Genomic DNA, 13,735 nt, shown 5'->3' with positions numbered 1-13,735 from the left:
AGCTATGTGCGGCATTGTTGGCGCGGTGGCGCAACGTAATATCGTGCCCGTCCTGATCGAAGGACTGCGGCGACTCGAATATCGCGGTTACGATTCGTGCGGCGTCGCCGTCGTCACGAGCGCGGGCGCCGAGCGCGTGCGCAGCGTCTCGCGCGTGGCCGAACTCGATGACCAGGTGCGCGAAGCGCGCTTCGAAGGCGTGACCGGCATCTCGCACACGCGCTGGGCGACGCACGGCGCGCCGACCGTGAGCAACGCGCATCCGCTCTTCTCGCACGATGCGCTTGCGATCGTTCACAACGGCATCATCGAAAACTACGAATCGCTGCGCGAGGCCTTGCGCGCGAAGGGCTACGAATTCGTTTCGCAGACCGATACGGAAGTCATCGCGCACCTCGTGCACAGCCTCTATCGCGGCGATCTGTTCGCCGCCGTGCGCGAAGCCGTGCAGCAACTGAGCGGCGCGTATGCGATTGCAGTCGTCCACAAGGATCAGCCGCACACGGTCGTGGGCGCGCGCGCGGGCTCGCCGCTCGTGGTGGGCCTCGGCAACGGCGAGAACTTCCTCGCCTCGGATGCGCTGGCCGTCGCGGGCAGCGCGAGCCACATGATCTTCCTCGAAGAGGGCGACGTCTGCGAATTGACGCTCGAACGCGTGCGCATTGCCGATGGCAGCGGCCATGAAGTCCAGCGCGAAGCGCGCGAAGTGCAGGCCTACGGCGGCACCGTCGATCTCGGCCCGTATCGTCACTACATGCAGAAGGAAATCTTCGAGCAGCCGCGCGCGATCGGCGACACGATTCCGGCCGCAGAAGCTTTCGAGCCCGCTCTGTTCGGCGAGAACGCACGCGCCGTGTTCGGGGACATCGACAGCATCCTGATTCTCGCGTGCGGCACGAGCTACTACGCGGGTCTCACGGCGAAGTACTGGCTCGAATCGGTCGCGAAGATCCGCACCGATGTCGAGATCGCGAGCGAATACCGCTATCGCGAGTCGGTGCCGAATCCGCGCGCGCTCGTCGTCACGATTTCGCAGTCGGGCGAAACGGCGGACACGCTCGCGGCGCTCAAGCACGCGCAGTCGCTCGGCATGACGCACACGCTCGCGGTGTGCAACGTCGCGACGAGCGCGATGGTTCAGCTCACCGAACTGAAGTTCCTCACGCATGCGGGCCGCGAGATCGGCGTGGCTTCGACGAAGGCGTTCACGACGCAGCTGGTCGGCCTCTTCATTCTTGCGGCGACGCTGGGCAAGCTGCGCGGCCACGTGAGCGCCGAACAGGAAGCGCAATACGTGAAGCTGCTGCGCCACCTGCCTGCCGCGCTCAACGGCGTGCTGGCGCTGGAGCCGCAGATCATCGCGTGGTCGGAAGAGTTCGCGCGCAAGGAGAATGCGCTTTTCCTCGGCCGCGGGCTGCACTATCCGATCGCGCTCGAAGGCGCGCTCAAGCTCAAGGAAATCTCGTACATCCACGCGGAAGCCTATCCGGCCGGTGAGCTCAAGCACGGGCCGCTCGCGCTCGTGACCGAGGCGATACCGGTCGTGACGGTCGCACCGAACGACGCGCTGCTCGAAAAGCTCAAGTCCAACATGCAGGAAGTGCGCGCGCGCGGCGGCCGGCTTTATGTGTTCGCCGATGCCGATACGCACATCACGAGCGGCGACGGCATTCACGTCATTCGCATGCCCGAGCATTACGGGCTGCTTTCGCCGATCCTGCACGTCGTGCCGCTGCAACTGCTCGCGTATCACACGGCATGCGTGCGCGGCACCGACGTCGACAAGCCGCGTAATCTCGCGAAGTCTGTCACGGTGGAGTGAGGCTGGGGCGGTTTGTGCTGAGCTCGCTATTTCAACCCGAGCCGTAGCGCCAGCCGATGCAGGTTGCCCGGGTTGAGCGCGAGCCTTCGTGCGGCCCCGGCCCAGTTGCCGTCACAGTCGTCGACTGCCTTGCTGATCATCGTGCGCTGAAACGCGTCGGTGGCATCCTTGAGACTCATCTCGCGCAGATTCTCGGGCTGCGCCGCCAACGGCGCGTGCCCCGCGACAGGCTGCCGATCGCCCGGGCAGATGTGATGCTCGTGGATCACCGCCTTCTCCCCCTGCTCGGCACGCGCAAGCACCGCCGCGCGGCGCAGCACGTGTTCGAGTTCGCGCACGTTGCCGTGCCACGGACGCGCAGCCAGCGCCTCCAGCGTGTCCTGGTCGATCGACAGCGTATTCAGACCCATCGTGCCGCGCCAGCGTTCGAGGAAGAAGCCGGTCAGGAGCGGAATGTCCTCGCAATGCTCGCGTAGCGACGGCGCGTGCAGCGGAAAGACGCTCAGGCGGTGATAAAGATCGGCGCGGAACTGCCCGGTGACGGTTTCGGCCTTGAGGTCCTTGTTGGTCGCGGCGATCACGCGGACGTCGACCTTGCGCTGGCTGTCGTCGCCGATCCGCTGCAGGTCGCCGTATTGCAGCACCCGCAGCAGCTTGGCCTGCAACGACAGCGGCAGTTCGCCGATCTCGTCGAGAAACAGCGTGCCCTGGTGAGCCAGCTCGAACTTGCCGGTGCGATTGTGGATGGCGCCGGTGAAGGCGCCCTTCACGTGGCCGAACAGCTCGCTCTCGGCGACGCTCTCGGGCAGGGCCGCGCAATTCAGATAAACGAGCGGGCTCGCGCGCCGCGCCGAGCCCGCGTGAACGGCCCGCGCAATCAGTTCCTTTCCCGTGCCGGTCTCTCCGAGGATCAGCACGTTCAGATCCGTCCCGGCCACCACGCCGATCTCGCTGCGCAACTGCTGCATGGCGGCCGACGTGCCGATCATCTCGCCTTCGCCCGTCGCCGCGGCAATCTGGCGCACCGGGGGATTGGCGGTGCCGTGGGGATCGCTCGCCATCTGTTCGAGCAGCAGCGCGTTGGCGAGCGCCGCCGAGGCGAGCGCGCCGATCACGCCGAGATCCTGATCGTCGAAGCCGTCGAACTGCGAGGGATTCAGGCCGTCGATGGTCAGCGCGCCGATCAGCACCTCTTCGCTGAGCAGCGGAATGCCCATGCAGGCATGCACATGCAGATGGTCGAGCCGGGCAATCAGGCTGTCGTACGGGTCGGGCAGGTCGCTGTCCGGCGGAAAGCGCACGACGTCGCCCGCGCGTGCAATCGCTTCCAGACGCGGGTGCTCGCTCACGAGAAAGCGCCGCCCCATGACGTCGGGCGACAGGCCGTCGATGGCAAGCGGAATGAAGGTGCCGCGGTTGTAACGAAGCAGCGCGGAGGCGTCGGAACGAAAAAGCTGCCGCACGCTCTGGATCAGCTGCTCGAAGCGCTCGCGGTGCGAATTGCCCCGCTGAAGATCGAGTGCGATGCGGGTAAGAGTGTCGGCGCTGAGCATTATTGTCGGTTTGACGATGGATTTGTCGGCGAAACAATACCGGAGAATTGTCTTTTAAACAATTGATGGATAAAAGTTGTATGTTTATCAGTGGGTGACGGGCTGGCACACAGTTTGCAGTAGATGTTCCCCGCAACCGTTCACCCACTAAAGGAAACACCATGTCCATTCTGCTCAAAAACAACGTCCATTGGGTCGGCCAGCGCGATTGGGAAGTCCGCAGCTTCCACGGCACCGAATACGGGACGCTGCGGGGCAGCAGCTACAACAGCTATCTGATTCGCGAAGAGAAGACTGTTCTCATCGACACGGTGGATCACCGGTTCAGCCGCGAGTACATTCGCGATCTGGCCGCCGAGGTCGACCTCAGCACGATCGACTACGTGATCATCAACCACGCGGAGGAAGACCACGCGGGCGCGCTGGCCGAACTGATGGCGCTGATTCCGGGCACGCCGATCTACTGCACGAACAACGCGCTCGATTCGATCGTCGGCCACCATCACCACCCGGAGTGGAATTTCCGCACCGTGCGCACGGGCGACAAGCTCGACATCGGCAACGGCAAGCAGCTCGTCTTCATCGAAACGCCGATGCTGCACTGGCCCGACAGCATGATGACCTACCTGACCGGCGACGCCGTGCTGTTCAGCAACGACGCCTTCGGCCAGCACTACTGCGACGAGCACCTGTTCAACGACGAGGTCGACCAGGGTGAATTGATGGAGCAGTGCCTGCGCTACTACGCGAACATCCTCACGCCGTTCAGCGCGCTCGTGACCGCCAAGATCAATGAAGTGCTCGGGTTCGGCCTGCCTGTCGACATGGTGGCCACCTCGCACGGCGTGGTCTGGCGCGACAACCCCACGCAGATCATCCTGAAGTACCTCGAATGGGCGAACAACTACCAGGAAGACCGCATCACGCTGTTCTACGACTCGATGTCGAACAACACGCGGATGATGGCCGACGCCATTGCGCAGGGCATCCACGAAACCGACCCGGCCGTCGCCGTGAAGATTTTCAACGTCGCGCGCCACGACAAGAACGAAATCCTCTCGAACGTGTTCCGTTCGAAGGGCGTGCTCGTCGGTTCCTCGACGATGAACAACGTCATGATGCCCAAGGTCGCCGGCATGCTGGAGGAGATCACCGGGCTGCGTTTTCGCAGCAAGAAGGCTTCCGCGTTCGGCAGCTTCGGGTGGTCGGGCGGTGCGGTCGATCGCATCCAGACGCGTCTCATGGACGCCGGTTTCGACATCGCCCTCTCGCTGAAGGCCAAGTGGCGCCCGGATGCCGCGACGATCGAACTGTGCCGTGAGCATGGCCGCCAGATCGCGCGCCAGTGGGCGCTGCATCCGATCGAACCGGCTCGCCGCCGCGAAACGGCCGTTGCGGCAAACGACGCCGACGGCAGCAAGGTCAATGCCGCCGCCGTAGCAGCCGCCGCCACTGCGGCCGCCGCTGCCCCCGCAGCCAAGGCGCCCGCCGCCACCGGCGCGGCTGCTTCGTCCTGCGGCGGCTGCATGGTGTGCACCGTGTGCCAGTGGATTTACGACCCCGCGCTGGGCGAGCCCGATCAACTGGTCGCGCCCGGCACGCCCTGGGAGGACGTGCCCGATACGTTCCTCTGCCCCGGCTGCGGCATCGGTAAAGCCGTGTTCGAACCTGTTCAGGAGAAGGCTGCAGCATGAAACGCGCTATTACGATCATCGGCAGCGGCTTCGCTGCCCAACAACTCGTCCGCAACATTCGCAAGCACGACGCGGAGGTGCCGGTACGCATCATCACCGCCTGCAACGGCGACGAATACAACAAGCCGGACCTGAGCCACGTGGCGAGCCGCGCCACCACGGCTACCGGCTTGCCGTCGCGCTCGGGCGAGGCGTTCGCCGCCGAGCTGAACGTCACGCTGCAGGCGCGGTGCCGGGTCGAGTCCATCGATACGGTGCGCCGCGTCCTGGTAACGTCGGAGGGCGAGAGCGCCTACGAGCAGCTCGTGCTCGCTACCGGCGCGCGCGCGGTGCGGCCTGGATTTCCCGGATCGGATCTGATGTACACGCTCAACAGCCTCGACGAATTCGCGAAGCTGGAGCCGCAACTGGCGACGGCGCGCCGCGTGTTCGTGCTGGGCGCGGGCCTGATCGGCACGGAACTCGCCATGGACATCGCCACGACCGGCCGTGAGGTGACGCTCGTCGACAACGCCGCGAGCCCGCTCTCCGCGCTGCTGCCCGCTGCCTTGAGCCAGCCGCTGATCGAAGCGCTGAAGACGGCGGGGGTGCGGCTGCAACTGGGCCGTGGCGTGCAGGCCATCGCGGCGGCCGACGACGGTTTCGACGTCAGCATGACCGACGGCACGACGAGCCGGCATGACCTCGTCCTCGCGGCGGTCGGCCTTGCGCCGGAAGTGTCGCTCGCCCGCGCGGCGGGGATCGAAGTCCGGCGCGGCATTGCCGTCGACGACCACCTGCGCACCAGCGTGCCCGATATCTACGCGCTCGGCGACGGCGCGGAAAAGCAGGGCAAGCTCATGCCTTTCCTGCAGCCCGCCTTGCTCGGCGCGACCGCACTCGCGGCAACGCTGCTCGGCAAGCCGACGCCGCTCGTGCTGCCGCACATGATGGTGCGCGTGAAGACCCCGGTTTATCCGCTGCAGCTGGCGGGCCGCACGAACGGCGAAGGTCTGTCGTGGCAGTCCGAATGGAATGCGAGCGGCATGCTCGCCCGTGCGTTCGATGCGGCCGGCAAGCTGTGCGGCTTCGTCGCGGGCGGCGACCGCATCAGTCAGGCTTTTACTGTGTTCCGTGAACTTCCCCGACCCACCCTGTGAGCGGGAAAGACACCGGTAAACAGAGTGGCCGGGCGTGGAAATGACGATATCCACGCCCGGCTGATTCCGGTTCTCCACTTTGATCGGGCGCCCGAGTCCGGTTTGCGTCGATACGCGCTGTCGCTGTTTTCCCCTGGGCCGCGACAGCGCGTATCGAACAGATCCGGCTCGCGTTAATACGAGCTGTCCCTGCTTTTCCCCGGAGCAGTGGCATTGCGTTGCGCCCGATCCTTTTTTTCCCTGCTTTTTGCTGATCATCCGATCAGTTGTCTCTTCCGTTAAAGCTGCCGGGCGTGGCCCTGCGCAAGCTTTAGCCCATCTCCTTCGAACCGTCCCCGCGAAGCGCATTGGCGCGTGCAGTCGAAAGCGTTGCATGCCGCGCTGTCCGGCGCGCGGCGCGGCGTCATAATGGCGCCGATCCCACCTGGAGACGAAATTGGTCGAACTGCAACAACGGCGCAAGCCCCACATGTACGTGTTTTCGGGGGCGGGCCTCTCGGCGGAAAGCGGCATCTCGACGTTTCGCACGGGCGATGGCATCTGGACGCACGAGAATATGGACGAGGTGTGCAACTACCTGACCTGGCGTCGCAACCGGCCGGCCGTGTTCCGCTTCTACAACCGGCGCCTTGCCGAATGCGCGGGCGCGCGCCCCAACGACGCCCATCGGCTGCTGGCCGAATGGCAGGAGACGTGGGGCACGCAGCGCGTGCATCTGATCACGCAGAACATCGACGATCTGCTGGAGCAGGCCGGCGCGCGTCAGGTCACGCACCTGCACGGCGACATGGTTTCGCTCCTGTGCACCGACTGCGACCACCGCTTTCCGATGACCGGCGAGACGCTCGATCCGCAGGCGGCGTGCCCGTCGTGCGGCCAGGCGGACAGCGTGAAGCCCGGCGTGGTGTTCTTCAACGAGGCTGCGCCCGAATACGAGACGCTCTGGCGCGTTCAGCAGTCGATGACGGCGGATGATCTGTTCATCGCCGTCGGGACGGCGTTCGAGGTGATTCCGCCCGAGCGGCTGCTGCCGCCCGAACGCCTCGGGAAGCACAGGCGCAATTTCGTCGTCGATCCGGCGCCGAAGCGCACCGAATGCTTCGGCGTGGTGGAGGCCAAACCGGCGACGGCCGGCCTGCATAACCTCGCCGATACGGTTACCCGGATGATGGCTGGCGGCTAATGCCGCGCGATGATCGGAGCAAGCGCGCGAGCGCGCGCTCGTGGAGAGAAACGTCGTGAATCAGGCCGGTTCGGCCGGTTGCCGCTGCTCCGATTCGGTGAGCATGCGTCCTGAGGGAAGCAACTGGCATGCGAGCAGGCCCGCCAGCATCAACGCGCAGCCCGTGAGCGCGCGCGCCGTCATCGTTTCGCCGAGCACGGCCCAACCCGCCAGCGCGGCGAATACGCCTTCCATGCTGAAGATCACAGCGGCATGCGCGGGTGCCGCGTAGCGCTGGGCGACCACCTGAATCGTGTAGGCGACGCCTACTGAAAGTCCGCCGCCATACAGGATCGTGGGCGCGGCGCGCACGAGGCTCGCGAGCTGCAGCGGTTCGCGCACGAGGCCGATCGCGAGACACGCGACCCCGCACGTGACGAACTGCACGATGGACAGGGCGAGCGGATCGTGGCGCGGCGCGTAGCGGCCCACGAGCATCACCTGGATCGAGATCACGATTGCACAGCCGAGCTGGTACCAGTCGCCGTACATGATCGAGAAATGCTCGTTGATGCTGAGCAGATAGAGCCCGACTGCGGCCAGCGCGGCGCCGAGCCACGTGCCGGGACCCGTGCGATGACGCAGCAAGACGCCGATCAGGGGCACGATGACCACGTAGAGCGAGCTGATGAAGCCCGCATTGGCGATCAACGTGTAGCGAAGGCCGATCTGCTGGAGGGAAATGGCGACGGCGAGCAACAGGCCGAGCAGGACGCCCGCGCGCAGCAGGGCGGCGTCGAAGAGGCGCGGCGGCGCGGCGTCTGCCGTGCGGCGCGCGGGCCGGCGCAGGACGAACACGAATGTCGAGACGACGGCGGCGCCAAGCAGGAAACGCAAACCCGTGAAGAGGAACGGGCCGATGGCGTCGAGGCTCAGTCGCTGGGCGACGAAGGCCGAGCCCCAGATCATGGCGGCCGCCAGCATCATCAGATTGGCGCGCAGGTGTTGGCGGGAGGCGGATTTCAAGCGGATTTCTCTTTATTCGAGGACTGCCGCGGCACCGTTTTCAAGGTGGTGGCGTTGGCATGCAACGCCTGCGTGGTGCGCGCAGACCTCGATCGTATCCGAATTGAAAGGCGGCTGTCTGCCAGGCGTATCGATACGAATACCGCCCCATTTGCGGACGACCCGCGCCATTCGCGGCTGGATGCGCCTTTTGCAGCGCCGCGCGTGTTACGACGCGTCGTGCGCGAGGCCCTGTTCGAGCAATTCGGTCAGGAGACCGTTCAGGCCGCCGGGATGCTGCTCGGCACGCGACTTCAACTGCACGACCAGGTCGGCGTTGAGCTTGCAGGCGAACGGTACGAGCCCCTGCGCCTGGTCGAGCTTGCGGCGCTCGCGGCGGTCCAGCGTCGCGGTCGAACCCTTGCCGAAGCGCTCGGGCCCGGCCTGGTTCGTCGCTTGCATCAGTTTGAGTGCCTTGTTCTTCTCAAGGTCGGTTTTCTTCATGGCCATGCTGTTGGCTCCGATGTTAGGCAGTGGCGCGCATTGTACGCATTCGACCGGGGGCGTCCATCGCCGATATGTTTCGCTTCATGTCCGCGTCTGCGTTCGAATATGCGGCGCAGTGCGTGTGACGTGGTCCATCAGCGCGCGCATGCGCTGCCAGTGCGAGCCTTCCCAGAACACGCGCCGGCAGACATCGCAGGTGACAAAGCGCGTCTGACGCTCGAATACGCCCTCCGGCACGCGCGCACGCGCTTCGCCGCGTTCGATCGGGCGCAGCGGCGCGTTGCACGTCAGGCAGAGCCGGAAAGGTCGCGCGCTGGCGGCAAGATCCAGCCGCTCGAAGATTTCGTCGAGTTGCGCGCTCGGCTTCAGCGCGCGCACGTAGCAGCCGTGCGTGATCGTGCGGCGCTTGAGCAGTTCGCGGTCGCGCGTGAGCACCACGCGGTGCTCGGCGGCGGCGAGCGCTTCGATTTCCTGGTCGGGGAAATTGTTGTCGTAGAGCGTATCGAAGCCCGCGAGCCGCAGCAGTTGCGCGAGGCCGCCGAGATGCGCATCGGCGACGAAGCGCAACTCGCGTAGCGGCTCCGTGCGCACGCGCAGCAGCGGGCGGATGTCGAGCGCCTCGAACTTCGGATAGACGGCGACGCGGTCGCCGTCCGCAAGCGGATGCTCGAACCCGACCGATTCGCCGTTCACGAGGATCAGTTCGACTTCGGTGTGCGGCACGCCGAGCGCTTCGATCATGTGCTTCGCGGTGGCATTGCGTGCGCACGCGCAACTGAATGCGCGGCGGCGCAGCGGCCGCGCAAGGAAGTCGTTCAACTCCTCGTAGAAGCGGAAAGTGGCGGTAACCATGCGGCCAGTATGGCACCGGACGGGGACCGTCGGCGCGCGTTTGACTGCACTGCGCGCATGGCTGTGCTCTACTGCCGGTTCTCACCCTGAAGGAGCTTGAGATGGATATCGGTTTTATCGGCCTCGGTGAAATGGGGGGCGCGATTGCCGCCAATCTGCTGAAGGCGGGGCATCAGGTGCGCGTGTGGAACCGCACGCCGGAGCGCACGCAGCCGCTCGCCGCAGCCGGAGCGCAGGTGGTCGCCACGCCTGCTGCCGCCTTCGCCGGTGATGCCGTCATTTCGATGCTCGCCGACGACGCGGCGTTGCGCGATGTGGTCGACGCCGCGTTGCTCGACCAGGCCCCGCGCGGCTTCGTCCACGTGAACATGGCGACGATTTCGGTTGCGCTCGCCGGAGAGCTTGCGCGCGCGCATGCCGAGCGCGGCCTGCAATACGTGGCCGCGCCGGTGCTGGGCCGCACGGACGCCGCGCGGGCCGCGAAACTGACGATCGTCGCGGCGGGCGCCGCCGAAGCGATCAATCATGTGCAGCCGCTATTCGACGTGATCGGCCAGAAAACCTGGCGCATCGGCGCGCGGCCGCAGCAGGCGAACGTGATGAAGCTGGCGGCGAATTTCATGCTGGCGTCGGCGGTGGAGACGCTCGGCGAGGCGTCGGCGCTGCTGTCGGGGCACGGCGTGGCGATGCGCGACTTTCTCGACGTGGTGGCCGGCGGGCCGTTTCCCGGCCCCGTGTACGCGGATTATGGCGCGATGATCGCAGAACGGCGCTACGAACCCGCGCTCTTCAAGGCGCGGCTCGGTCTCAAGGACGTGCGGCTTGCGCTGGCGGCGGCAGACGAAGTGGCGGCGCCGATGCCGGTGGCGAGCGTCGTGCGCGACAGCCTGCTCGACGCCATCGCGCATGGCGACGGCGAACGTGATTTCGCGGTGCTCGGCGAGGTTGCTGCGCGGCGCGCCGGGCAGACGCCGCGTGAGGCGTGATGGTGCGGTGTGTCGCGACGATGGAGCCGCTTTACCGGTCGATTCGGCGGGTCGATGCGATTTGCCTGCTTAGGCACGGGTTGCCAACGGAGCGGCCGCAGCGCAATCTTCATACGCGTGCTCGGTGTCGCACAATGCGGGTTAAAGCAGACGAGGACAATGGCAGCCGACGCGTCGGGCCACATTGCGAGGTGCGCTGGAGCGGGCCTTGCGGCGCGCCGGAACGAATCGTGCTGGGCAGTGGACGAATGACAACCACAATGGCAGGAGACGGCGGGTGGAAACGCGCATTCTGATCGCCGATACCGACGAGAAGTCGCTAACGGGGCTTGGCACGCTGCTCACGGACCTCGGTTATGCGATTGCCGTGGCGCGCACGCTCGACGATGCGGTCGAGGCCGCTGCGCGCTTTGCGCCGGACGTCGCGATCATCGCGTTGTCGTTGCAGGCCGAGGATCCGGCAACCATCGTCCACCGGCTGCGGGAGGCGACCGGCACGCGCATGCGGCTGCTCATTGCGCTGACCGGCTGGGGCGACTCGCGCCACCGCGACGAAGCGCTGGCGGCGGGCTTCGATGTGCATCTGGTGCGCCCGGTGGGACTCGATCAGCTGATGTTCATACTCTCGATGATCGGCCAGTAGGCTGGATGTTGTTGAATTACAACATTGGGGTCCATGCTACTTTACATGTTGCGTCGCACCACGAATGTGGCTATACTGATTTCGTCTCCTCCATGTCTCCTCTGATATGGATTAAGCCCGCCGACCTGGCGGGCTTTTTTTTTCTGCACGCTTTTTGCTGCCATCGTGCGGCGTTTGTGCGGCGTTCGTCCCGCATTTTTCCCGCATTCGCAGCACCGTCGCCTGAAAGACAAAACCCCATGTTCCGAAAAACATGGGGTTCGTCAGCAATCTGAACCGGCTCTTTGCAGAGCCGGTTTTGCTTTGTTTTGCTTTGCGCTGCCGATGTCGGTACGCGTGCGGTAAATCAGCCCTTGAGGCCGGTGTCTTCCGCCGCGCCGATGGCGAGGTTCATGCACTGGATCGCCGCACCCGACGCACCCTTGCCCAGATTGTCGAGGCGCGCGACGGTCACGAACTGCTCGTCGTTGCCGAACACGAACAGATCGACGCGATTCGTGTCGTTGTTCGCCTGGACGTCGAAGGCGCCGTTATCGAGGTTCTCGTCGGCGTTGTACGACGCCACGCGCACGAATGCCTCGCCCGCATAGTACTCGGCGAACAGCGCCTGAATGTCCTGCGGCTTCGCGCGGCGCGTGAGCTGCTGCGGCGAGAAGAAGGTCGTGACGGCAAGACCTTTGTAGAACGGGCCGACGACAGGCGTGAACACCGGCGTGAGCTTCAGGCCGCCGTGCGCGGCCATCTCCGGCAGGTGCTTGTGCGCGAGGCCGAGCGCGTAAGGGCGCGGGCTCATCAGCTTCGCGTTGCCGCCTGCTTCGTACTCCGCGATCATTTTCTTGCCGCCGCCGCTGTACCCGGTCAGCGAGTACGCGTGGGCCGCGAAATCGGCGCCGACCAGACCGGCCTCGACGAGCGGGCGCATGGCGAGCACGAACGCCGAAGCGTGGCAGCCCGGCACGGCGATGCGCTTCGCGTTGCGCACGCGCTCGCGCTGCTGGCGCGTGAGTTCGGGCAGGCCGTAGGCCCAGTCGGCGCTCGTGCGGAATGCGGTGCTCGCGTCGATCAGCACGGTGCGGCCGTTTTCGACCAGCGAAGCCGATTCGCGCGAGGCGGCATCGGGCAGGCAGAGGAACGTCACGTCCGAGGCGTTGATGAGACGGCGGCGTTCCTCGACATCCTTGCGCTTCGCTTCGTCGATACGCAGGATCTCGACGTCGGCGCGCGCTGACAGGTACTCGAAAATCTTCAGGCCGGTCGTGCCTTCCTGTCCGTCGACAAAAACTTTCGTGCTCATTGCAGTCTCTCTGAACGCGGGTGGTTCGGGGCGCTCGCGCAACGGGTGCTGACCCGTCGGGCGCCGGAACGGTATTTTAAGACTTGATGCGCATCGAGGTGCAGGCCGTCCCGGAAAAAAATGGCGCGTCGCGCACGACCACCGATTCACCGGCCTTCAGCGTCCGTACGTGACCGTGAGCTGCGCGCTGCCGAGCCTGGCCCCCGAAATTTCGTGATCGAACAGGGCAGCGGGGCGTCCTTGTGGAATGCCGAGCCGGTCGATGCTGAGCGCGTACACCGTGATCACGTAGCGATGCGGCTTGCCCGGCGGCGGACAGGGGCCGCCGTAACCGTCGGCATCGAAGTCGTTGCGGGCTTCGATGGCGCCGAGCGCCTTCAGTTCGCCCGACGCGCTCGCGTTCTCCGGCAGCGCCGTCACGCGCGCCGGTATGTCTGCGACGGCCCAGTGCCACCAGCCGGGGCCGGGCGCATCGGGATCGAACATCGTGATGGCGAAACTGCGCGTCCCGGCCGGGGCGTTGCGCCACGTCAGCTGCGGCGAGCGGTTGCCGCCGTCGCAGCCGCCCTTGTTGAAGACCTGCGCTGCGGCGACGTGCCCGCCGTCATGCATCGTCGTGCTCGAAACCGAGAACGCCTCGCCTGCATGAGCCGCGACATCCGCATGAGCGACGAGCGCCAGCGGCGCGCAGCCGAGTACGAGCCGAAGGCAGCGTGAAAGTGGCGTGCTGGCGTGGGCGCGATCCATTGACCCGTTCTCCCGTGTGTTCATCGAATGCCGCCCGCGAACCGCCGAGGTGACGTTTCGAATTGTGTTCCAGATCGGGACCGCTTCGATAGAGCGCTATCCCGTAGTGCCGTCTCGCTTTGCAGAGTATGGCGCGTGGGCGGGAATCGTTATCGGCGGGTGTGCGTAGGCGCGCCTGGCCGCAACGGGAAGCGAATAAAAAACCCACTGTTGAACTGCACCCCAAAAGTTGGACGCCGATCCAGCCTTTGGGGTGTTTTTCATGACGAAGTACGATGAGCGGTTCAAACAGAAGCTGGTCGACAGGCACCTGCGTGATGGGGTTGGCCTG

12 protein-coding genes are annotated in these 13,735 nt (G+C 65.6%); 6 read left to right on the top strand and 6 right to left on the bottom strand.

Annotation, left to right across the window (positions count from 1 at the left end):
- The first annotated feature begins 4 nt into the window (after positions 1-4).
- Entirely contained in the window at positions 5-1,822 is a 1,818-nt protein-coding gene (glmS, locus tag EPN59_RS08250) for a glutamine--fructose-6-phosphate transaminase (isomerizing) (RefSeq protein ID WP_293034365.1), read from the top strand.
- 26 nt (positions 1,823-1,848) lie between these two features.
- Here glmS and norR read toward each other — a convergent pair whose 3' ends face one another.
- Positions 1,849-3,375 (bottom strand): nitric oxide reductase transcriptional regulator NorR, encoded by a 1,527-nt coding sequence (gene norR / locus EPN59_RS08245; RefSeq protein WP_293034366.1) that lies wholly within the window; start codon positions 3,373-3,375, stop codon positions 1,849-1,851.
- Positions 3,376-3,536: 161 nt separating this feature from the next.
- Between norR and norV the strand changes: the two genes are divergently transcribed.
- From norV to EPN59_RS08230, 3 genes are all read left to right on the top strand, one after another.
- A complete protein-coding gene (gene norV / locus EPN59_RS08240) occupies positions 3,537-5,069 on the top strand; it encodes an anaerobic nitric oxide reductase flavorubredoxin (protein WP_293045876.1) in 1,533 nt (510 codons plus the stop codon).
- Positions 5,066-6,208 carry an NADH:flavorubredoxin reductase NorW gene (gene norW, locus EPN59_RS08235; RefSeq protein ID WP_293045873.1) on the top strand — a complete coding sequence of 381 codons (1,143 nt, stop codon included), beginning with the start codon at positions 5,066-5,068 and terminating at the stop codon, positions 6,206-6,208. Before norV ends, norW begins: the two co-directional genes overlap by 4 nt.
- Before the next feature lie 436 nt (positions 6,209-6,644).
- Entirely contained in the window at positions 6,645-7,391 is a 747-nt protein-coding gene (locus tag EPN59_RS08230; protein ID WP_293036371.1) for a Sir2 family NAD-dependent protein deacetylase, read from the top strand.
- Between the two features lie 60 nt (positions 7,392-7,451).
- Here EPN59_RS08230 and EPN59_RS08225 read toward each other — a convergent pair whose 3' ends face one another.
- The 3 genes from EPN59_RS08225 to EPN59_RS08215 all read right to left on the bottom strand — a co-directional run bounded on the left by EPN59_RS08225 (position 7,452) and on the right by EPN59_RS08215 (position 9,734).
- Entirely contained in the window at positions 7,452-8,396 is a 945-nt protein-coding gene (locus EPN59_RS08225; protein WP_293036369.1) for a DMT family transporter, read from the bottom strand.
- Between the two features lie 207 nt (positions 8,397-8,603).
- The gene (locus EPN59_RS08220; protein ID WP_293036368.1) at positions 8,604-8,885 is read right to left on the bottom strand and encodes a hypothetical protein; all 282 of its coding nucleotides are present in this window, start codon (positions 8,883-8,885) and stop codon (positions 8,604-8,606) included.
- A gap of 78 nt (positions 8,886-8,963) precedes the next feature.
- Positions 8,964-9,734: a Mut7-C RNAse domain-containing protein gene (locus tag EPN59_RS08215; RefSeq protein ID WP_293036366.1), complete on the bottom strand. Its 771-nt coding sequence runs from the start codon at positions 9,732-9,734 to the stop codon at positions 8,964-8,966.
- 101 nt (positions 9,735-9,835) lie between these two features.
- Here EPN59_RS08215 and EPN59_RS08210 point away from each other — a divergent pair, with 101 nt between their 5' ends.
- Positions 9,836-10,720 (top strand): NAD(P)-dependent oxidoreductase, encoded by an 885-nt coding sequence (locus EPN59_RS08210; protein ID WP_293036364.1) that lies wholly within the window; start codon positions 9,836-9,838, stop codon positions 10,718-10,720.
- A 277-nt stretch (positions 10,721-10,997) separates the two neighbouring features.
- Positions 10,998-11,363 carry a response regulator gene (locus EPN59_RS08205; protein WP_293036362.1) on the top strand — a complete coding sequence of 122 codons (366 nt, stop codon included), beginning with the start codon at positions 10,998-11,000 and terminating at the stop codon, positions 11,361-11,363.
- Positions 11,364-11,709: 346 nt separating this feature from the next.
- Here EPN59_RS08205 and argC read toward each other — a convergent pair whose 3' ends face one another.
- Together argC and EPN59_RS08195 are read right to left on the bottom strand one after the other, a co-directional pair.
- A complete protein-coding gene (gene argC, locus EPN59_RS08200; RefSeq protein ID WP_293036360.1) occupies positions 11,710-12,657 on the bottom strand; it encodes an N-acetyl-gamma-glutamyl-phosphate reductase in 948 nt (315 codons plus the stop codon).
- Between the two features lie 156 nt (positions 12,658-12,813).
- Positions 12,814-13,404, bottom strand: coding sequence for a YbhB/YbcL family Raf kinase inhibitor-like protein (locus tag EPN59_RS08195; protein WP_293036358.1), 591 nt, complete (start codon positions 13,402-13,404; stop codon positions 12,814-12,816).
- Positions 13,405-13,735 lie beyond the last annotated feature (331 nt).

This window comes from Paraburkholderia sp. (assembly GCF_004298475.1).
Taxonomy (GTDB): domain Bacteria; phylum Pseudomonadota; class Gammaproteobacteria; order Burkholderiales; family Burkholderiaceae; genus Paraburkholderia; species Paraburkholderia denitrificans.
Note: the sequence above shows the minus strand (reverse complement) of the source record. Positions and strands in the feature narration are given on the sequence as shown.